This is a genomic window from Streptomyces venezuelae, from assembly GCF_008642335.1.
Classification (GTDB): Bacteria; Actinomycetota; Actinomycetes; order Streptomycetales; family Streptomycetaceae; genus Streptomyces; species Streptomyces venezuelae_F.
In genome coordinates this window covers 3,524,404-3,544,693 of the sequence record NZ_CP029191.1, presented here as the reverse complement: position 1 = coordinate 3,544,693, position 20,290 = coordinate 3,524,404, and the positions used below count along the sequence as shown (strand labels likewise).

The 20,290-nt window shown below is 73.6% G+C and carries 15 protein-coding genes; 12 read left to right on the top strand and 3 right to left on the bottom strand.

Translation table 11 applies throughout. The annotated features are described in order from the left end of the window. Window positions 1–384: 384 nt before the first annotated feature. The 3 genes from DEJ49_RS15755 to DEJ49_RS15745 all read left to right on the top strand — a co-directional run bounded on the left by DEJ49_RS15755 (window position 385) and on the right by DEJ49_RS15745 (window position 5,399). Window positions 385–3,168 (top strand): FAD-binding and (Fe-S)-binding domain-containing protein, encoded by a 2,784-nt coding sequence (locus tag DEJ49_RS15755; protein WP_223833187.1) that lies wholly within the window; start codon window positions 385–387, stop codon window positions 3,166–3,168. A 108-nt stretch (window positions 3,169–3,276) separates the two neighbouring features. After that, window positions 3,277–4,422, top strand: a complete 1,146-nt coding sequence (locus DEJ49_RS15750) for an SPFH domain-containing protein (protein WP_223832856.1) — start codon at window positions 3,277–3,279, stop codon at window positions 4,420–4,422. Window positions 4,423–4,466: 44 nt separating this feature from the next. Further along, on the top strand, window positions 4,467–5,399 hold the full coding sequence (locus DEJ49_RS15745) for a C40 family peptidase (protein ID WP_150184710.1): 933 nt from the start codon (window positions 4,467–4,469) through the stop codon (window positions 5,397–5,399). Between the two features lie 17 nt (window positions 5,400–5,416). On the opposite strand, the gene DEJ49_RS15740 is transcribed toward DEJ49_RS15745, so the two are convergent. Then, a complete protein-coding gene (locus tag DEJ49_RS15740; protein ID WP_150184709.1) occupies window positions 5,417–6,322 on the bottom strand; it encodes a LysR family transcriptional regulator in 906 nt (301 codons plus the stop codon). A gap of 224 nt (window positions 6,323–6,546) precedes the next feature. Here DEJ49_RS15740 and DEJ49_RS15735 point away from each other — a divergent pair, with 224 nt between their 5' ends. The 8 genes from DEJ49_RS15735 (at window position 6,547) to DEJ49_RS15700 (ending at window position 16,603) form a co-directional block, all read left to right on the top strand. Beyond that, complete coding sequence (locus tag DEJ49_RS15735) at window positions 6,547–7,623, top strand: EamA family transporter (RefSeq protein ID WP_150184708.1); 1,077 nt, start codon at window positions 6,547–6,549, stop codon at window positions 7,621–7,623. 78 nt (window positions 7,624–7,701) lie between these two features. Then, a complete protein-coding gene (locus tag DEJ49_RS15730; RefSeq protein WP_150184707.1) occupies window positions 7,702–8,511 on the top strand; it encodes a TIGR03084 family metal-binding protein in 810 nt (269 codons plus the stop codon). Between the two features lie 367 nt (window positions 8,512–8,878). Next, window positions 8,879–10,561, top strand: coding sequence for an acyclic terpene utilization AtuA family protein (locus DEJ49_RS15725; RefSeq protein WP_150184706.1), 1,683 nt, complete (start codon window positions 8,879–8,881; stop codon window positions 10,559–10,561). A 37-nt stretch (window positions 10,562–10,598) separates the two neighbouring features. Further along, window positions 10,599–12,203 (top strand): acyl-CoA carboxylase subunit beta, encoded by a 1,605-nt coding sequence (locus DEJ49_RS15720; protein WP_150184705.1) that lies wholly within the window; start codon window positions 10,599–10,601, stop codon window positions 12,201–12,203. A gap of 13 nt (window positions 12,204–12,216) precedes the next feature. Next, a complete protein-coding gene (locus tag DEJ49_RS15715; protein WP_150184704.1) occupies window positions 12,217–14,085 on the top strand; it encodes a biotin carboxylase N-terminal domain-containing protein in 1,869 nt (622 codons plus the stop codon). After that, on the top strand, window positions 14,082–15,263 hold the full coding sequence (locus DEJ49_RS15710) for an acyl-CoA dehydrogenase family protein (protein WP_150184703.1): 1,182 nt from the start codon (window positions 14,082–14,084) through the stop codon (window positions 15,261–15,263). The genes DEJ49_RS15715 and DEJ49_RS15710 overlap by 4 nt, the downstream gene beginning before the upstream one ends. 24 nt (window positions 15,264–15,287) lie before the next feature. Beyond that, complete coding sequence (locus DEJ49_RS15705) at window positions 15,288–16,022, top strand: enoyl-CoA hydratase family protein (RefSeq protein ID WP_150184702.1); 735 nt, start codon at window positions 15,288–15,290, stop codon at window positions 16,020–16,022. Continuing rightward, window positions 16,010–16,603, top strand: coding sequence for a TetR/AcrR family transcriptional regulator (locus DEJ49_RS15700; protein WP_150184701.1), 594 nt, complete (start codon window positions 16,010–16,012; stop codon window positions 16,601–16,603). The genes DEJ49_RS15705 and DEJ49_RS15700 overlap by 13 nt, the downstream gene beginning before the upstream one ends. 186 nt (window positions 16,604–16,789) lie before the next feature. On the opposite strand, the gene DEJ49_RS15695 is transcribed toward DEJ49_RS15700, so the two are convergent. Further along, window positions 16,790–17,896 (bottom strand): citrate synthase 2, encoded by a 1,107-nt coding sequence (locus DEJ49_RS15695; RefSeq protein WP_150184700.1) that lies wholly within the window; start codon window positions 17,894–17,896, stop codon window positions 16,790–16,792. Window positions 17,897–18,284: 388 nt separating this feature from the next. Between DEJ49_RS15695 and pdxH the strand changes: the two genes are divergently transcribed. Beyond that, the gene (gene pdxH / locus DEJ49_RS15690; protein ID WP_223833186.1) at window positions 18,285–18,920 is read left to right on the top strand and encodes a pyridoxamine 5'-phosphate oxidase; all 636 of its coding nucleotides are present in this window, start codon (window positions 18,285–18,287) and stop codon (window positions 18,918–18,920) included. A 111-nt stretch (window positions 18,921–19,031) separates the two neighbouring features. On the opposite strand, the gene DEJ49_RS15685 is transcribed toward pdxH, so the two are convergent. Continuing rightward, window positions 19,032–19,895, bottom strand: coding sequence for an alpha/beta fold hydrolase (locus DEJ49_RS15685; RefSeq protein WP_150184698.1), 864 nt, complete (start codon window positions 19,893–19,895; stop codon window positions 19,032–19,034). Window positions 19,896–20,290: the final 395 nt, after the last annotated feature.

Below are 20,290 nucleotides of genomic sequence, written 5' to 3'. Positions count from 1 at the left end.
CCGGATCGTGAAAAAACGGGTGGGGCGGGGCCAGGTGGGGTGGGGTCGGGCGGGGTGTTCAGTGGGTGGGGGGGTGAGGGGTTGGTGAGGGGTGCTGGGGGGTGCTGGGGGGTGCTGGGGGGTGTTGGGGGGTGTTGGGGGGTGCGCGGGGGCATCCTGGACGGCATGAGCGATCTCGACGGCGGCAGCGACGGTGACCTCGGTGGCGGCCTCGCCGGTGTGGGGCGTGGTCGGGTTGAGCGGGAGGGGAGAGTGGACGCGGAGCCGACGGGGCGTCAGCGGCCGGGGCCGGGCCTCGCCGGCGGGGATGGCCTCGCCGCAGACCTGCGGGCCGTCGTCCGCGGTGACGTGGATTCCTCCGTCACCGCGCGTGCCCTGCACACCATGGACGCCTCCAACTACCGCCGCGTCCCCACCGCCGTCGTCGCCCCGCGCGACGCCGACGACGTGGCCGCCGTCCTCGCCGTCTGCCGTGAGCACGGCGTTCCCGTGGTGCCGCGCGGCGCGGGGACCTCGATCGCCGGGCAGGCCACGGGCGTCGGCGTCGTCCTCGACTTCACCCGGCACATGAACCGCATCGTCTCCCTCGACCCGGAGGCACGGACCGCCGTCGTCCAGCCGGGCGTCGTCCTGGACGACCTCCGCGCGGCGGCCACGCCGCACGGCCTCACCTTCGGTCCCGATCCGTCCACGCACAGCCGCTGCACCCTCGGCGGCATGATCGGCAACAACTCCTGCGGCTCGCACTCGGTCGCCTGGGGCACCACCGCCGACAACGTCGCGGCCCTCACCGTCCTCGACGGCACCGGCGCCCGCCGCCGCCTCGCCCGCGGCTGGGACGGCGCACCCGAAGGCCTGCGCCCCCTCGTCGACGGGGACCTCGCCCTGCTGCGCACCGGCTATCCCGAACTGCCGCGCCGCATCTCCGGATACGCCCTGGACGCGCTGCTCCCCGAGAACGGCGCGGACCTCGCCCGCGCCTTCTGCGGATCCGAGGGCACGCTCGGCGTCCTCACCGAAGCCGACGTACGCCTGGTCGAAGCGCCCCGCGCGCGGGCACTCGCCGTACTCGGGTACGCCGACGAGAGCGCGGCGGCCGAAGCCGCGGCAGGGCTCCTCCCGTACGGGCCCCTCACCGTCGAGGGCATGGCCGCCGACCTCGTGCGCGAGACCTCGCGGAAGAGCGGTCTGCCGAAGGGCGGTGCCTGGCTCTTCGTGGAGACCGGCGGCGAGAGTCCCGCCGAGGCTCGCGCGCGTGCCGGGACGATCGTGCGGGCCGCCGACGCGCTGGACGCCCAGGTCGTCGACGAACCGGCGGGACAGCGGGCGCTGTGGCGGGTGCGCGAGGACGCCAGTGGCACGGCCACCCGGATGGCCGACGGCAGCGAGGCGTGGCCCGGCTGGGAGGACTGTGCGGTGCCTCCTGCCAGGCTGGGGGCTTATTTGCGGGACTTCAGGGCGCTGCTCGCCGACCACGACCTGCGCGGCACCCCGTACGGGCACTTCGGGGACGGCTGCATCCACGTCCGCATCGACTTCGACCTCCTCGGCCGCGAGGGCATCGCCCGCTTCCGTGCCTTCTCCGAAGACCTCGCGGAACTCGTCGTCGCGCACGGCGGCTCGCTCTCCGGCGAACACGGCGACGGGCAGGCGCGCGCCGAGCTCCTGCCGAAGATGTACGGTCCCGCTCTCGTCGCCCTCTTCGAGCGGGTGAAGGACGTCTGGGACCCGGCGGGCCTGCTCAACCCCGGCATGCTCGTACGTCCCGCGCCCCTCGACGCCGACCTCCGTTTCGCACCCCTGCCCCGCGAACCCGTCGACGTCGCCTTCGGCTACCCGCACGACGGCGGCGACTTCTCGGCGGCGGTCAGGCGCTGTGTGGGGGTCGCCAAGTGCCGGACCTCGGCGCCGGGTTCGCCCTCCGCCGTCATGTGTCCGTCCTTTCGCGTCACCGGCGAGGAGGAGCACTCCACGCGCGGGCGCGCCCGGCTGCTGCACGAGATGCTCGCCGGTGAGGTGGTCACGGACGGGTGGCGCTCGACGGAGGTCAAGGACGCCCTCGACCTCTGCCTGTCCTGCAAGGGCTGCCGCTCGGACTGCCCGGTGGGCGTCGACATGGCCACGTACAAGGCGGAGTTCCTGCACCACCACTACGAAGGCCGCCGCAGGCCCGCCGCCCACTACACGATGGGCCGCCTGCCGCGCTGGCTGCGGGCCGTCGCGGCGACCCGCACGGCCGGCCTCGTCAACGCCCTGGCCCGGGCCCGTCCGCTGGCCGCGCTCGGCAAGCGGGTCGGCGGGATCGCCGCGGAGCGGGACGTGCCGCAGGTGGCGTCGCGGACGTTTCGGAGGTGGTGGGAGAGGCGGGTGCGGAAGGCGACGGGCGTACCGGTGGGGCGCCCTGACGTCGTCCTCTGGCCCGACACCTTCACCGACCACCTCGCGCCGTCGGTGGGGCGGGCCGCCGTGGCGGTATTCGAGGACGCCGGGCTCACCGTCGCGCTGCCGCCGAAGGGCGTGTGCTGCGGACTGACATACGTGTCGACGGGCCAGCTCGACCGGGCCCGCGCGGTGCTGCGCGGCACCCTGGACCGCATGGAGCCGCTCCTGGACGCCGGTACGCCGGTCGTCGTCCTGGAGCCGAGCTGCGCCGCCGCCCTCCGGACCGACCTGGCCGAACTGCTCGGCGACGACCCGCGCGCGGGCCGCCTCGCCGCGTCGGTCCGCACGTTCGCCCAGGCCGTCGAGGAGCTGGCCCCGCGGTGGCGGCCCCCGTACATCGGCCGCGCGACCGTCGGCCAGACCCACTGCCACCAGCACGCGGTCCTCGGCGACGCGGCGGAACGGCGCCTGCGGACGAAGGCGGGCCTGACGGGCGAGCTGAGCGGCGGCTGCTGCGGCCTCGCGGGGAACTTCGGTTTCGAGCGCGGTCACTACGAGGTGTCCAAGGCCTGTGCCGAGGAGCAGCTGCTGCCCTCGGTGGCGGAGGCGGGCGGGGACGCGGTGGTCCTGGCCGACGGCTTCTCCTGCCGGACCCAGCTGGAGCAGCTGGCGGGGGTACGGGGACGGCACCTGGCGGAGGTCCTCGCGGAGGGCATCGCGGCGAGGGGCGCGGGGCCCGTGGGCGGCGCCTCGGCCGGCAGGGACCAAGGTCCCGGCGACAGGTGACCTTTGCGGGCCCGGGGCGATGTCCGGTTGCGGCAGGATCGAGATGGTTCATGATCATCTGCCGAGGCGTCAGCTCCGCTGCGCCCGCGAGAAGTCAGGTGTGCCACCGTGCCGGAAGAACCGAAGGCTCCCCGCGAGCTCGCCGTGCGCAACCGGCGCGACTCCATACCCATGGATCTCCTCTTCCGTGGGGACACGGCCGAGCTGCCCAAGCCGTTGAAGTCGCCGATACCGCCGATACCGCCGGAGCCGCGGGAGCCGTCCAAGGCTCCGCATGACGTGCCGGAGAGCGCGCGGCCGCCTGCCGGCGCGCCGCCCCGCCCCGACCGGGACGTCGTCGAACGGCGGGGGCCCGCCTGCTCCGGTTGGTGGGCCGTGTCCGTGGCCCTGCTCGCGCTCGCGGGGGCGGGGTGGCTGGCCTGGGACAGCGGGTTCGTGCCGGGGCGGGTCACGGAGTTCCTGCACGTGCCCGAACCCTCGCGGCCGCGGCACGGGTTCGACGCGGCGCGGTGGGCGGCCGTCTGCGGCTGCTGGACCGTCGCGCTCTTCGCGCTCGGCGGGCTCACCCGGGGGAGGGTCGGCAGTGCGTGGGTCCTGTCGCTCTTCGGACGGTACCGGGGCAGCGTGCGGCGGACCGGACTCGTCTGGATCAGCCCCCTGATGCTGCGCCGACGCGTCGACGTACGGCTGCGGCACTGGCGGAGCGATCCGATGCCCGCCGTCGACGCGCAGGGCGCGGAGCTGCGGGTCGTCGTCCTGGTGGTGTGGCAGGTCAAGGACACGGCGCGGGCACTCCTCACGGTCGACCACCACACCGCCTACCTGGCGGAACAGGTCGAGGCGGTGACCGCGCGCGTAGCGTCGCGGCTGCCCGCGGACTCGTACGGGGACCCCGCCGACGACCACGGCGGCGCACCGACCCTGCGGGACACCGAGGCCGTCGGCGACGCGCTCACCAGGGCGCTGGCCGCGGAGTGCAGGGCCGTCGGCATCGAGGTGTTCTCCGCCCGGCCCACGCGCGTGGAGTACGCCCCGGAAGTGGCCGCGGCCATGCAGCGCCGCCAGATCGCCGCGATCGACGCCAGGCACCGGGACAGCGTGCTGACGTCGGTCCTCGACGCCGTGGACGACACCGTCCGCAGACTCACCGACCGAGGACTTGTCGCACTCGACGACTACGAACGGAAGGCCCTGGTCAAGGACTTGACCGTGGCCTTCTACACGGCGCGGGGGAGCGCCGTCGACACGCACTGACCGGAACGAACGGCAGGAACCGAACGGAACGAGAGGGTTTTCACGTGCAGGCTCCCCGATTCACCGAAGCCGCCCCCGCCGACTGCACCTGCGGGCACTGCTCGGCCGCGGCCGGCCCGGACCGTGCCGGGCAGCAGCGCTGCGGCACCGTGCGCGGTGCCGTGGTGGCCGCCGTCGGCGCGGCCGTCCTGGTCGGCGCCGCCTCCGGGACGGCGTCGGCGGAACCCGCCCCGAGCCGTGCGGGCTGGGACGGCGCCAAGTACTGGTACAAGGACGCGACCGGCTGGTGGCGCTGGACGTCGCACTACGACAAGTACGTGGCGCGCGGCGGGAAGGGCGCCGCGGTCACGAAGGGGAAGAGCACGTCCGCCGGTACCGGCAAGCGCAGGTCCGCGTCCGCCCGCGAGCCCGTCTTCCGCGGCCACCAGGGCTGGGACGCCACCGACCGCGTCTACTGGTACCGGAAGGGCGGCCACTGGTACTGGACCAGCCACCACTACAAGTACGCGCGGTACGTGGGGCGTACGGGCACCACCACCGCACCCGGCACCTCGCCCCGGCCCTCGACCCGTCCCTCCACCAACCCCTCCAGCAACCCCGGCACCCCCCGCCGCCACGGCACCGAGGCCGCGATCTCGTACGCCATGCGCCACCTCGGCGACCCCTACGTATGGGGCGGCAACGGCCCGCACGGGTGGGACTGCTCGGGCCTGGTGATGGCGGCGTACCGGCAGGCGGGTATCGCCCTGCCCCGCGTCGCCGACGCCCAGTACCGCGCCACGCGGCCGATCTCGCGAGGGCAGCTGCGCCGCGGCGACCTCGTGTTCTGGAGCGGCGACGGCAGCGCGTCCGGCGTCCACCACGTGGCGATCTACCTCGGCGACGGCCAGTACCTGGAGGCGCCGCGGCCCGGCAAGAACGTGCGGGTCTCGTCCTTCAGCTGGTATGCCCCGAACCTCTACGGGCGGGTGCGCTGAAGCCGGCGGGACGGGCCTCAGTGACCGTGCCGGGGGTCACGGCCCGTGACCTCGCGGACCAGGGCGCACAGGTCGCGCAGGGCCGGGTGGCCGGGCGGGCCGTCGCGGCGGGCGAGGAGCACGGGGACGTGCGGGGCGTCCGGCAGGGGGACGTATACGACGCCGGGGTGCGGGTGCAGGTCCGCCGTCGCCGTCGTGGTCACGCCGACCGCGCGGGACGCGGCGATCGCCGCCAGCCAGTCGTCCGTGTTGGCGACGGTGATCGTCGCGGTGGGGCGCGCGTCGGTCGGCCACAGGTCCGCCGTGGTGGTGCCGGACACCGTGTTGAGGGCGATCGTGTGGTCCGTCAGGTCGGCGAGGCGCAGGCGGGCGCTGGTGGCCAGGGGGCTGTCCGCGGGGACGGCGGCCACCCGCGCCTCCGTGCGGAGCAGCTCCGTGACCAGGCCGGGAGTGTCCACGTGCCCGCGGAGCAGCGCGGCGTCCACCGCGCCGCGGGCGAGGCCCGCCGTGCGGTCGTCGATGCGGAGCAGTTCCAGGGGGACGTCGGGGTGCGTGTCGCGCCAGCGGCGCAGGAGGGGCGTCGTGTACGGGCCCGCCGCCGACCACGCGTGCCCGAGCCGCAGCGGGCGGTGCGCCGAGCGGCCCGCGTCGAGGGCGTCCTCGAAGGCGGCGACGGCGACGGCTGCCTTGTCGCGGAAGGCGCGGCCCGCGGGGGTGAGCCGCAGGTGGTGCGTGGAGCGGTCCACCAGACGTGAGCCGAGCGCGTCCTCCAGGGCGGCGAGCGTGCGGGACACGGCGGGCTGGGTGACGCGGAGGAGCGCGGCGGCGCGGGTGACGCTGCCTTCCTCGGCGACGGCGAGGAAACAGCGCAGGTGGCGCAGTTCGACGGTGTTCCTGGCGGCGGCGGGCGTCGGACGGGTCATGTCCGCGGAGCATAACGGGAGCGCAATCGGCATTTCACAAGCTGTGTGGGGCGCCGTAGCTTCGATATGTGGACGTGGGTTGCGTACAGCAGCGTGGGACCCTCACAATCCTGTCTTAGTGCACTGCTTTGGACGATGAAGTCCATGAAACTAAACCGCGCCGCGCGCCGCCCGTCGCCGCCCGCGCACGCACACCGCCCCCCCGTATTTGGAAAGGCTCGCCCGTGAACGTCTCCCGCAGCGACCAGGCACCACCCGCCGCGACCCCTGGGGGGACGACGGGCGTCCGCGGCCGCCTCGGCGCGCTCGGCCCCGTCGGGCTCGTCCTCGCGGGCGGGATCTCCGTGCAGTTCGGCGGCGCGATCGCCGTGAGCGTGATGCCGAGGGTGGGCGCGGTCGGCATCGTGGCGCTGCGGCTCCTGTTCGCCGCGCTCGTGCTCGTCGTGGTCTGCCGGCCGAAGGTGCGGGGGTACGCGCGGGCGGACTGGGGCACGGTCGTCGCGTTCGGCGTGGCCATGGCCGGCATGAACGGACTCTTCTACCAGTCCGTCGCCCGTATCCCGATGGGCCCCGCCGTCACCCTCGAAGTCCTCGGCCCGCTCGCCCTCTCCGTCTTCGCCTCGCGCCGCGCGGTGAACCTGATCTGGGCCGGGCTCGCCCTGTGCGGTGTCTTCCTGCTCGGCGGCGGGGGCGGCTTCGACGGCCTCGACCCGGTCGGTATCGCCTACGCGCTCGGCGCCGGTGCGATGTGGGCGGCGTACATCCTGTTCAGCGCGCGCACCGGGCGGCGCTTCCCGCAGGCCGACGGCCTGGCCCTCGCGATGGTCGTCGCGGCGGTGCTCTTCCTGCCGCTCGGGATCACGGTGGCCGGGCCGAAGCTGATCGAGCCGGGCACGCTGGCGCTCGGCGCGGCGGTCGCGGTGATGTCGTCCGTACTGCCGTACACCCTCGAACTCCTCGCGCTGCGGCGGCTGCCCGCGCACACGTTCGCGATCCTGATGAGCCTGGAACCGGCCATCGCGTCGGTCGCCGGATTCCTGGTCCTGAGCCAGGCGCTGTCCCTCGCGGAGGCGCTGGCGATCGCGCTGGTCATCGCGGCGAGCATGGGCGCGGTGCGGACGCAGGTGGGGCGGGGCGGGAAGCGGGGGGATCGCGGTACCGGCGGAGCTCGCGGAGGCGAGGACCCGGTGACGGAGATCGCGGCGGGCCCGGCGGCGGCGGTCGACACGGAGGGCACCCCCTCCGCGGAGCGCACTCCTGCTCCGGAGCGCACCCCCGCCCCGGAGCCGTCCGGAAACTAATGCAAGCACGCTTGCTTGTTTCTACGTCCGCTGCCATGCTCCCAGGCACACCGCACCGTGCCCTGATGGGAGCGTTCCGTGTCCAATGCCTTGCCCGTGCTCGACGATCTGCGCACCGAGACCGAGGAGTTGGACGGTCTGGTGACGGAGTTGAGCCAGGAGGGCTGGTCCCTCCCCACCCCCGCCCCCGGCTGGACGATCGCCCACCAGATCGCGCACCTCACCTGGACGGACCGGGCGGCTCTGCTCGCCGCCACGGACGCGGACGCGTTCGCCGTCGAGGCCGAGAAGGCGGCCGCGGCGCCCGGCTCGTTCGTGGACGAGGGCGCGGCGGAGGGGGCGGCGCTGCCGCCCGCCGAACTGCTCGCCCGCTGGCGGGCGGGTCGCGGCGACCTGTGGCGGGCCCTGGGGGAGGCCCCGGCGGGCACGCGTCTGCCCTGGTACGGGCCGCCGATGGCCGTCCCGTCCATGGCGACGGCGCGGCTCATGGAGACGTGGGCGCACGGCCAGGACGTGGCGGACGCGCTCGGTGTGACGCGCACGCCGACGGACCGGCTGCGGCACGTGGCGCGGATCGGGGTGCGGGCACGTGACTTCGCCTTCGCGGTACGGGGACTGAGCGTCCCGGACGAGGAGTTCCGGGTCGAGCTGACGTCGCCGGTGACGGGCGAACTCTGGACGTACGGCCCCGAGGACGCCCCCCAACGAGTGACGGGCCCCGGCCTCGACTTCTGCCTCCTGGTCACCCAACGCGCCCACCGCTCGGACCTGGCGGTACGGGCGGAGGGCCCCGACGCGACCCGCTGGCTGGACATCGCCCAGGCCTTCGCGGGCCCACCGGGCGCCGGCCGCCAAGCGAAGCCGAACGGCCCGGGAGTCCCCCGATGACCCGCGCCTCCCAACCCGACACAGACCTGCCCGCCCACTCCGAAGCCACCTCGCCCGGCCGGCCCGGATCCGGATCCCCCACCCGCAGCCGAGCCGGCCTGCCCGGCCGGTCCGGAGTCGGGCTCCCGGGCGGTGCCCGAGTCGGCTTCCCTGGCCGTGCCCGAGTCGGTGTTCCCGGCCGTGCCCGAGTCCGCTTGGCCAGCCGCAGGCGAGTCGGACCCCCCGGCCGCGGCCAGCGGCTCCGCCTCGGCCTGCATGCCGTCGCCGGGCTTCCGGAGACGGGAGGTGGACAGTGACCCGGGACCCCCGCCCCCGACCCCTCCGTATCGGCAACGCCTCCGGTTTTTACGGGGATCGGTTCGATGCCATGCGCGAGATGCTTGCCGGTGGGGAGCTCGACGTGCTCACCGGGGACTATCTCGCCGAGCTCACCATGCTCATCCTCGGGCGCGACCGGCTCAAGGACCCCGGTCGCGGGTACGCCAAGACCTTCCTGCGGCAGCTGGAGGAGTGCCTCGGGCTCGCCCGGGAGCGTGGCGTCCGCATCGTCGCCAACGCGGGCGGGCTCAACCCGGCGGGCCTCGCCGACGCCGTGCGGGAGCTCGCCGGGCGGCTGGGGATCGACGTGCGGGTCGCGCACGTCGAGGGCGACGACCTCCGCGACCGCTTCCCCCACGCCCTCACCGCCAACGCCTACCTCGGCGGCGCCGGCATCGCCGCGTGTCTCGACGCGGGCGCCGACATCGTCCTCACCGGCCGCGTCACCGACGCCGCCCTCGTCACCGGGCCCGCCGCCGCGCACTTCGGATGGGGGCCGACGGAGTACGACCGGCTCGCGGGCGCCGTCGTCGCCGGGCACGTCCTGGAGTGCGGCTCACAGGCCACCGGCGGCAATTACGCCTTCTTCGCCGAGCAAGGGGCGATGCAAGGGGCGATGCACGGGGCGATGCATGGGGCTAAGCGCACGGTGGAGCTTCTGCGGCGTCCCGGCTACCCCCTCGCCGAGATCCACGCCGACGGCTCCTGCGTCATCACCAAGCACGACCGCACCGGCGGCTTCGTCGACGTCGGCACGGTCACCGCGCAGCTCCTCTACGAGACGCAGGGCGCCCGGTACGCGGGCCCGGACGTGACCGCTCGCCTCGACACCGTCGCCCTCACCCAGGAAGGGCCCGACCGGGTCCGCGTCGACGGCGTACGCGGTGAGGCACCGCCCCCGACCCTCAAGGTCGGGCTCAACCGGCTCGGCGGCTTCCGCAACGAAGTCGTGTTCGTTCTCACCGGACTCGACATCGAGGCCAAGGCCGCCCTCGTCCGCGCCCAGATCGAGGACGCCCTCGACCGCGCCAAGTCCCGCCCCGCCGACGTGCGGTGGGAACTCGTCCGCACCGACAGGCCCGACGCCCCCACCGAGGAGTGCGCCAGCGCCCTGCTGCGGCTCGTCGTGCGCGACGCCGACGCCGACACCGTCGGCCGCACCCTCAGCGGCGCCGCCGTCGAACTCGCCCTCGCCAGCTATCCCGGCTTCCACGTCACGGCCCCGCCCGGCAAGGGCTCCCCGTACGGCGTCTTCGAGGCCGCGTACGTCGAGCGCGACACCGTCGAGCACACCGCCGTCCTGCCCGACGGGGAACGTCGCACCATCCCGTCCGGCGCCCACACCCGCGTACTCGAAGACCCGCACACCCCGGCCCTGCCCCCGCCCCTCCCCGCCGGCCCCACCCGCCGCGCCCCCCTCGGCCTCGTCGCCGGCGCCCGCAGCGGCGACAAGGGCGGCGACGCCAACGTCGGCGTATGGGTGCGGTCCGACGACGCCTGGCGGTGGCTCGCCCACGAGCTCACCGTCGAGCGGCTGCGCGAACTCCTCCCGGAGGCGGCCGGACTGCGGGTCGTCCGCCACGACCTGCCCAACCTGCGCGCCCTGAACTTCGTCGTCGAGGGACTGCTCGGCGAGGGCGTGGCCGCACAGGCCCGGTTCGACCCGCAGGCCAAGGGCCTCGGCGAATGGCTGCGCGCCCGCCACCTCGACATACCGGAGGTACTGCTGTGACACCGGAGGCACCGCTGCTGACGCGGGAGGTATCGCTGTGACCGTCCTCGCCTCCGCGCTCGACCCCGCGAGCGCCGAGTACGCCGAGCACCGCAGGGCCATGCTGGACCGGCTCGCGGAGCTCGGCACCGAGCAGGCCAAGGCGCTCGCGGGCGGCGGCGAGAAGTACGTCGCCCGGCACCGCAAGCGCGGCAAGCTGCTCGCCCGGGAGCGCATCGAACTGCTCCTCGACCCGGACACCCCGTTCCTGGAGCTGTCGCCGCTTGCCGCCTGGGGCAGCGACTACCCCGTGGGTGCCTCCATGGTCACCGGAATCGGTGTCGTCGAGGGTGTGGAGTGTCTGATCACCGCCAATGATCCGACCGTCCGGGGCGGCGCCTCCAACCCGTGGACGCTGAAGAAGGCCTTCCGGGCGCACGAGATCGGGCACGCCAACCGGCTCCCGTCCATCCACCTCGTGGAGTCCGGGGGCGCGGATCTCCCCTCCCAGAAGGAGATCTTCATCCCGGGCGGGGCGCTCTTCAAACACCTCACGCAGTCCTCGGCCGCCGGCATCCCGACCATCGCCGTCGTCTTCGGCAACTCCACCGCGGGCGGCGCCTACGTACCCGGCATGAGCGACCACGTGATCATGGTCAAGGAGCGCGCGAAGGTCTTCCTCGGCGGCCCGCCCCTGGTGAAGATGGCGACCGGCGAGGAGAGCGACGACGAGTCGCTCGGCGGCGCCGAGATGCACGCCCGCACCTCCGGCCTCGCCGACCACCTCGCCGAGGACGAGCGCGACGCGCTGCGCCAGGCCCGCCGCGTCGTGTCGCGCCTCAACTGGCGCAAGGCGTACGCCGATCCGGACCCGGTGTCCGTCGCGGCACCCAAGTACGACGAGGAGGAACTCCTCGGCATCGTCCCCGGCGACCTGAAGAAGCCCTTCGATCCGCGCGAGGTCATCGCCCGCATCGTCGACGGCTCCGACTTCGACGAGTTCAAGCCGCTGTACGGAAGCTCGCTCGTCACCGGATGGGCCGCCCTGCACGGCTATCCGGTCGGTATCCTCGCCAACGCGCAGGGCGTGCTGTTCAGCGAGGAGTCGCAGAAGGCCGCCCAGTTCATCCAGCTGGCCAACCAGCGCGACATCCCGCTGCTCTTCCTGCACAACACCACCGGCTACATGGTCGGCAAGGAGTACGAGCAGGGCGGCATCATCAAGCACGGCGCGATGATGATCAACGCGGTCAGCAACTCGCGCGTGCCGCACCTGTCCGTCCTCATGGGCGCCAGCTACGGCGCCGGGCACTACGGCATGTGCGGCCGCGCCTACGACCCCCGCTTCCTCTTCGCCTGGCCCAGCGCCAAGTCCGCCGTCATGGGCCCGCAGCAGCTCGCGGGCGTCCTGTCGATCGTCGCCCGCGCCTCGGCCGCCGCCAAGGGGGAGCCCTACGACGACGAGGCGGACGCCGGGCTGCGCGCCATGGTCGAGCAGCAGATCGAGGCCGAGTCGCTGCCGATGTTCCTGTCGGGGCGGCTGTACGACGACGGGGTCATCGACCCGCGCGACACCCGCACCGTCCTCGGTCTCTGCCTCTCCGCGATCCACACCGCGCCCTACGAGGGCGCCCGCGGCGGCTTCGGCGTCTTCCGGATGTGAGGAGAAAACCCCCATGATTTCCACCCTGTTGGTGGCCAACCGGGGCGAGATCGCCTGCCGCGTCTTCCGCACCTGCCGGGAGCTCGGCATCGCCACGGTCGCCGTGTACTCCGACGCCGACGCGGACGCGCTGCACGTACGGGAGGCGGACCACGCGGTACGGCTGCCGGGCGCGGCGCCCGCCGACACGTATCTCCGCGGCGACCTCGTCGTGAAGGCCGCGCAGGCCGCGGGCGCCGACGCGATCCACCCCGGCTACGGCTTCCTCTCCGAGAACGCCGGTTTCGCGCGCGCCGTCCTGGACGCCGGGCTCGTCTGGATCGGGCCGCCGCCCGAGGCGATCGAGGCGATGGCGTCCAAGACGCGCGCCAAGGAGCTGATGGGCATCGCGCCGCTCGGCGACGTCACCGAGGCCGACCTGCCGGTCCTGGTGAAGGCGGCGGCAGGGGGCGGCGGGCGCGGCATGCGGGTCGTACGTGAACTGCCTGCTCTGAAGAGGGAACTGGAGGCCGCGCGTTCCGAGGCCGCCAGTGCCTTCGGGGACGGCGAGGTGTTCGTCGAGCCGTACGTCGAGGGCGGACGGCACGTCGAGGTGCAGATCATGGCCGACGCGCACGGCACCGTGTGGCCGCTCGGCACCCGTGACTGCAGCCTCCAGCGCAGACACCAGAAGGTCATCGAGGAGTCCCCGGCCCCGGGGCTCGCCCCCTCGCTCGTCGACGAACTGCACGCGCAGGCCGTGCGCGCCGCGCGCGTCACCGACTACCGGGGCGCGGGCACCGTCGAGTTCCTGGTGGCGGGCGGACGCGCGCACTTCCTGGAGATGAACACCCGCCTCCAGGTCGAACACCCGGTGACGGAGGCCGTGTTCGGGCTCGACCTCGTCGCGCTGCAGATCCGGATCGCCGAGGGTGACGCCCTGGAGAAGGACCCGCCGACCGCCCACGGCCACGCCGTCGAGGCCCGGCTCTACGCCGAGGACCCCGCCGCCGACTGGGCCCCGCAGACCGGCACCCTGCACCGCGTCGACGTCCCCGGCGCCGTCCGCCTCGACAGCGGCTACGCGGCCGGCGACACCGTCGGCGTGCACTACGACGCGATGCTCGCCAAGGCCGTCGCGTACGCCCCGACCCGCGCCGAGGCCGTACGCAAACTGGCGGGCGCCCTGGAACGCGCCGCGATCCACGGCCCCGTCACCAACCGCGACCTGCTCGTACGCTCCCTGCGGCACCCCGAGTTCGCCGCGGCCCGTATGGACACCGGCTTCTACGACCGGCACGCCGACACCCTCACGGCCCCCGCCCCCGACCCGCACGCCCCGCTGGCCGCCGCGCTCGCCGACGCGCACGGACGGTCCCGGTTCGGCGGCTGGCGCAACCTCAGCTCGCAGCCCCACCTCAAGCGGTACCGCACCGAGCCCGACGGCGCCGAGCACGAGGTCCGCTACCACCACACCCGGCAGGGCCCGGCCGCCGACGGCGTGACCGTCGTCGAGGTGAGTCCGGAGCTCGTCGTCCTCGAAGTCGCGGGCGTACGGCGAAGGTTCACGGTCAGCCGCTACGGCGACCGCGTGCACGTCGGCACACCCGCCGGGGACACCGCCCTCACCGCACTGCCCCTGCTCCCCGAACCCACCACCCGCCGCGCACCCGGCTCCCTGCTCGCCCCCATGCCCGGCACGGTCGTACGCGTCGCGGACGGCATCACCGAGGGGCGGCGGGTCACCGCCGGGCAGCCGCTCGTCTGGCTGGAGGCGATGAAGATGGAGCACCGCATCTGCGCCCCCGCCTCAGGAACGCTCACCGCCCTGCACGCCGTGCCCGGCCGCCAGGTCGAGGTCGGCGCGCTGCTCGCCGTAGTCCAAGAGGGAGAGTCGTCATGAGTGCCACCGCTCGCAGCACCGTCCTCGAAACCGAGGAGCACCAGGCCCTGCGCGCCGCCGTCGCCGCGCTCGGACGCCGGTACGGCCGCGACTACCTCGCCAAGGTCGCAGGCAGCGGCGGTCACCCCGACGAGCTGTGGGCGGACGCCGCAAAGCTCGGCTACCTGGGCGTGAACCTGCCCGAGGAGTACGGGGGAGGGGGCGGCGGCATCGCGGAACTCTCCATAGTCCTTGAGGAGCTGGGGGCGGCGGGCTGCCCCCTCCTCATGATGGTCGTCTCGCCCGCGATCTGCGGCACGGTCATCGCCCGCTTCGGCACCGCGGAGCAGAAGCGCACCTGGCTGCCGGGGCTCGCCGACGGCACCCGCACCATGGCGTTCGGGATCACCGAGCCCGACGCGGGCTCCAACTCGCACCGCATCACCACCACCGCGCGCCGCGACCCGGACTCCGGCGACTGGCTGCTCACCGGCCGCAAGGTCTTCATCTCCGGCGTCGACATCGCCGACGCGACGCTCATCGTGGGCCGTACGTCCGACGCGCGCACGGGCAACCTCAAGCCGTGCCTGTTCATCGTCCCGCGCGACGCCCCGGGCTTCGAGCGGCGGCAGATCGACATGGAACTCCAGGCGGCCGAGAAGCAGTTCGAGCTGACCCTCGACGACGTACGGCTCCCGGCGGACGCACTCGTCGGCGATGAAGACGCGGGCCTGCTCCAGCTCTTCGCGGGGCTCAACCCCGAGCGCATCATGACGGCCGCGTTCGCGCTCGGCATGAGCCGGTACGCGCTGTCCCGCGCCGTCGAGTACGCGAAGGAACGCAGCGTGTGGAAGTCCCCGATCGGCGCCCACCAGGCCATCGCACACCCCCTCGCCCAGTCCCACGTGGAGATCGAACTCGCCCGCCTGATGATGCAGAAGGCCGCCAGGCTCTACGACGAGGGCGACGACGTCGGCGCGGGCGAAGCCGCCAACATGGCGAAGCTCGCCGCCGCCGACGCGTGCGTGAAGGCCGTCGACCAGTCCGTGCACACGCTGGGCGGCAACGGCCTGACCAAGGAGTTCGGGCTCGCGTCGCTGATCGTCGCGTCCCGCGTGGCACGGATCGCCCCGGTGAGCCGGGAAATGATCCTCAACTACGTCTCGCACCAGACGCTGGGCCTGCCGAAGTCCTACTGAAGTCCTCCTGAGGAGCCCCGATCCGTGAGTCTCACCGTCTCTTCGCCGGCCCGTGGCATCACGACCGTCACCCTGAGCGCGCCCGAGCGCCGCAACGCGCTCTCGGCGGAGGTCGTCAAAGCCCTCGCCGAAGCGCTGGCCGACCTCGGCGAGGACAGCGCGACGCGCGCCGTCCTCCTCACCCACACGGGGACGACGTTCTGCGCGGGCGCCGACCTGAAGGCGCCGCCGGACCCGGCGGCGTTCGTCGCGCTGCTCCGGCAGATCGTCTCGCTGCCCAAACCGGTGGTCGCACGGGTGGACGGCCATGTGCGGGCGGGCGGGCTCGGGCTGCTCGGCGCGTGCGACCTGGCGGCGGCGGGACCGGCTTCGTCCTTCGCGTTCACGGAGGTGCACATAGGGGTGGCCCCCGCCGTCATCTCCCTCCCGCTCCTGCCCCGCATCGACCCGAGCGCGGTCGCCCGCTACTACCTCACCGGCGAGCGCTTCGACGCGGCGGAAGCGGCCCGGATCGGCCTGGTCACGGTGGCGGGCCCGGACGCGGACGCCGCCCTCGCACCCCTCCTCGAAGGCCTCCGCGGGGCGGCGCCGGGAGCCCTGGCCGAGACGAAGAAGCTGCTCACGGCTAGGGTGCTCGACGCATTCGACGACCAATCGGACGCCCTCACGGCCCTGTCCGCGCGGCTCTTCGGCTCCGCCGAGGCGCGCGAGGGCATGACGGCGTTCCTCGAACGACGGGAGCGCCCATGGGTGCTGTGACCGCCGCCGACCGGGCCCCCAAGCAGGACCGCAGCCGCGCGACCCGGCAGAAACTCCTGGAGGCCGCGGTGTCCTGCCTCGCCGAGCACGGCTGGGCGGGCTCCACGGTCTCCGTGGTCGCCGAGCGGGCGGGGGTGTCGCGGGGCGCGGCGCAGCACCACTTCCCCACGCGGGAGGACCTGTTCACGGCGGCCGTGGAGTACGTCGCCGAGCAGCGCTCCACGGCTCTGCGCGCCCTGCCGTCGCAGGACAGGGCCTCGGTCGTCGCCGCCCTCGTCGACCTCTACACCGGTCCGCTCTTCCGTGCGGCGCTCCACCTGTGGGTGGCCGCGTCGAACGAGCCGGCGCTCGGGGCGCGGGTGACGGAACTGGAGTCCCGCGTGGGCCGCGAGACGCACCGCATAGCGGTGTCCCTCCTCGGCGCGGACGAGTCACGCCCCGGCGTCCGCGAAACCATCCAGGGCCTCCTGGACATGGCCCGCGGCCTGGGCCTCGCGAACCTGCTCACGGACGACGGGGCGCGGCGGGAACGGGTGGTGGCGCAGTGGACGGTCCTGGTGGAGACGGCGCTACAGACCTAAAGTCTCCCCGACCCCGCCCCTTCCGGAAACTGGGGCTCCGCCCCAGACCCCGCTCCTCAAACGCCGGAGGGGCTGGAAATCCCAGCCCCTCCGGCGTTTGAGGAGCGGGGGTCCAGGGGGCGGAGCCCCCTGGTTACGGGAAGGGGCGGGGTCGGGGAGAAAACCGCCGGAGGCCCGGTCTCAGCCTCAGCCTCGGCCCGCGATGTCCCCGTACCCGTCGATCTCGCGAGGATTCCGCGCCCCGGGCCCGATGTACCGCGCGGAGGGCCGCACAAGCCGCCCCGTCCGCTTCTGCTCAAGAATGTGCGCCGACCACCCCGCAGTCCGCGCACACGTGAACATCGACGTGAACATATGCGCCGGCACCTCCGCGAAGTCGAGGACGATCGCCGCCCAGAACTCCACGTTCGTGGCGAGGACCCGGTCGGGCCGACGGGCGTGCAGCTCGTCGAGCGCCGCCTTCTCCAGTGCCTCCGCGACCTCGAAGCGGGGCGCACCCAGCTCACGCGCCGTACGCCGCAGCACCCGCGCCCGCGGATCCTCCGCCCGGTACACCCGGTGCCCGAAGCCCATCAGCCGCTCACCCTTGTCCAGCGCCTGCTTCACGTACGCCACCGCGTCACCCGTGCGCTCGATCTCCTCGATCATGCCGAGGACCCGCGAGGGCGCGCCGCCGTGCAGCGGTCCGGACATCGCGCCGACCGCCCCGCTCAGCGCCGCCGCCACGTCCGCGCCGGTGGAGGCGATGACGCGGGCGGTGAACGTGGACGCGTTCATGCCGTGCTCGGCGGCCGACGTCCAGTACGCGTCGACGGCCTGGACGTGCTTGGGGTCCGGCTCGCCGCGCCACCGCTTCATGAACCGCTCGACGACCGTCTCCGCCTTGTCGATCTCCCGCTGCGGGACCATCGGCAGGCCCTGCCCGCGGGCCGACTGGGCGACGTACGAGAGCGCCATGACGGCGGCCCGCGCCAGGTCCTCGCGGGCGCGCTCCTCGCTGATGTCGAGCAGCGGCCGCAGGCCCCAGACGGGGGCGAGCATGGCGAGGGCGGACTGCACGTCGACGCGGATGTCACCGGAGTGCACGGGGATCGGGAAGGGTTCGGCGGGCGGCAGGCCGGGGTTGAACGCACCGTCGACGAGCAGGCCCCACACGTTCCCGAAGGAGACGTGGCCGACCAGGTCCTCGATGTCGACGCCCCGGTAGCGGAGCGCGCCGCCTTCCTTGTCGGGTTCGGCGATCTCCGTCTCGAACGCGACGACTCCTTCAAGGCCAGGTACGAAGTCGGACATCAGGCGGCTCCTCGTGATGGGTTCGACATGATGGTGGCGAGAGATGGGTTGCGATCAGCTCATGACCATGTGTCAAAAGTGGGCGTTTCCGGCCCGGTTCCACGGTCGTGTCCGTCGAGGTGCGGCGGATCCGGCGACTCGCGGTCCGGAACGGTCTTCCCGGTATGCCCCGTGCGGCTGGTGGTCACCCAACCGATGCGGCAGCAGGACGATATCTGTTGCCCCCACCTTTGGCGATGGAATGCGGCACTCAGTGCCACACGTCACCTCCCCGTGGGCCGGTGCGCCCCCTCGGGCGCTCCTGCGGCCGTGGCAAATACGGCAAGATGACCGCGTGACAGATGACCGCGTGACCGAGTCCAGCGCCTCCCTCCCGGAACCGGCCGACATGCGGGAGCAGTACGCCACCGGCGGGCTCTCCGAAACGGAGCTGCCCGCCGCGCCCATGGACCAGTTCGCGCTCTGGTTCAAGGAGGCGGCGCGCGACACGGACGTCGTCCACGAACCGAACGCCATGGTCGTCTCCACGGCGGACCCGGCGGGCCGGCCCAGCTCGCGAACGGTGCTCCTGAAGGGCTTCGACGAGCGGGGCTTCGTCTTCTTCACCAACTACGGGTCCCGCAAGGCCCGCGAGCTCGACGCCAACCCGTACGTCTCGCTGCTCTTCCCCTGGCACGCGGTGGCCCGCCAGGTGATCGTCACGGGCACGGCGGAGCGCGTCGCCCGCGCGGAGACGGTTGCCTACTTCCGTACCCGCCCGCACGGCTCCCAGCTCGGCGCCTGGGCCAGCGCCCAGTCCTCGGTCCTCGCCTCGCGCACCGAACTCGACCGCGCCTACGCCGACCTCGCCGCCCGCTACCCCGAGGGCGAACAGGTCCCGGTCCCCCCGCACTGGGGCGGCTACCGCGTCCGCCCCGACGCGGTGGAGTTCTGGCAGGGCAGACCGGACCGCCTCCACGACCGCCTGCGCTACGTACGGGCCGAGGGCGACGAGGCCTGGCGGGTGGAACGCCTGAGCCCGTGAGCCTGGGCCTTCGCCCGCCCGGCACGGGTGAGGCTTATAGCCCGTCCGGCGATTGAGGACGAGTAGGCCGAAGGCCACGATCGAACGGCGCCCCACACACGGGGCAACGATTCACCGCGAAAGGACCCCGTCCAGAAACGGTTCGACGGCGGCCCGCCACGCCTCCGGCTGGTCGTAGTGCACGAGATGCCCCGCGTCGGCGACCTCCGCGTACTCCCCGCGGGGCAGCACCCGCACCATCTCCTGGGATTCCGCGCGGCCGAGCTCGCCGTCCTGGCCGCGCACGACGAGCGCCGGGCAGCGGACCTGGATCAGCTCCTCCCAGTGCGCGTCGTGCACCCATGTCTCACGTGAGCTGAGCATCTGGGCGCGGTCGAAGACGGGCCGCCAGCCGTCGGGGCCCTCCGTCATCACCTCGGCGAAGAACTCCCCGCGCGCGGGGTTGGGCCGCTCCACCCAGGGGTCGTCCTCGCCGAACCACTTGCGTACGTCGGCGAGCGTCGCGAACGGCACGGGCCAGGACTTGAACCAGTCCTCCCACTCCCGCTGGGAGGCGGCGCCGAGTGCGGAGGCCCGCATGTCGCAGATGATGAGGCCCCGGACGAGGTCGGGGCGGCGCGCGGCGAGCTGCCAGGCGGTGAGGGCGCCCATGGAGTGGCCGATGAGGACGGCGGGCGCGAGGTCGAGCTGGACGAGGGCGGCTTCGGCGTCGTCCACGTAGGCATCGCGGGTGTAGGGGCCGTCGGCGGGCTTCTCGCTCCTGCCGTGGCCGCGCTGGTCGAGGGCGACCGCGCGGTGCCGCTCGGCGAGCCAGCGGGCCGTGCCCGTCCAGTGGGAGGCGCGGCCCATCAGGCCGTGCAGTAACAGCACCCCTCCGGGTGCCGCGTCGGCCTCCCTGAGTTTGGGAGGGTCGGCGTACTCCCAGGCGGCGAGGCGTACGCCACCCGCGCCCGTCACGTCGATGCGCCGCACCATGATTCCTGGCACCCCCCTTGGTTCCGCCCGGGTTTCACGCCTGGTACTGCTCCACACCCCCGCACGCTATCGAACCTGTTTTCGAAAGCGGCCGGTTCGCCGATAACACCCCTCGTTCGGGTGACCACACTCAAGGATTGACCGTCGTGGCCGAGGGGAGATCTGAAGCGGGAGGCGGGCCGCTCGGGGAAACCGGCCCGTGGGGAATGACCCTGAGAGCTCGGGGCTCCGGGTCAGCACAGGGGAGGACAGGCCCCGGCGCTCTTGAGCGCCGGGGCCCTCGCCTTGCTCGCGCTCACCAGACGGGCACATCCTCCAGCCCCCTCCGAGCCCTCAGGTCATATGCCTCTCGCGACAGCCTGGCACGCAAAACGCTCGGCCGCTGCGATTCCGCG

Bases quoted from the DNA above. Each gene is read 5' to 3' on its own strand.
- DEJ49_RS15755 (WP_223833187.1), top strand. From the start codon at position 385: ATGGACGCCTCCAACTACCGCCGCGTCCCCACCGCCGTCGTCGCCCCG.
- DEJ49_RS15740 (WP_150184709.1), bottom strand. From the start codon at position 6,322: ATGACCCGTCCGACGCCCGCCGCCGCCAGGAACACCGTCGAACTGCGC.
- DEJ49_RS15725 (WP_150184706.1), top strand. From the start codon at position 8,879: ATGCGCGAGATGCTTGCCGGTGGGGAGCTCGACGTGCTCACCGGGGAC.
- DEJ49_RS15715 (WP_150184704.1), top strand. From the start codon at position 12,217: ATGATTTCCACCCTGTTGGTGGCCAACCGGGGCGAGATCGCCTGCCGC.
- DEJ49_RS15710 (WP_150184703.1), top strand. From the start codon at position 14,082: ATGAGTGCCACCGCTCGCAGCACCGTCCTCGAAACCGAGGAGCACCAG.
- DEJ49_RS15700 (WP_150184701.1), top strand. From the start codon at position 16,010: ATGGGTGCTGTGACCGCCGCCGACCGGGCCCCCAAGCAGGACCGCAGC.
- DEJ49_RS15695 (WP_150184700.1), bottom strand. From the start codon at position 17,896: ATGTCCGACTTCGTACCTGGCCTTGAAGGAGTCGTCGCGTTCGAGACG.
- pdxH (WP_223833186.1), top strand. From the start codon at position 18,285: ATGCGGGAGCAGTACGCCACCGGCGGGCTCTCCGAAACGGAGCTGCCC.
- DEJ49_RS15685 (WP_150184698.1), bottom strand. From the start codon at position 19,895: ATGGTGCGGCGCATCGACGTGACGGGCGCGGGTGGCGTACGCCTCGCC.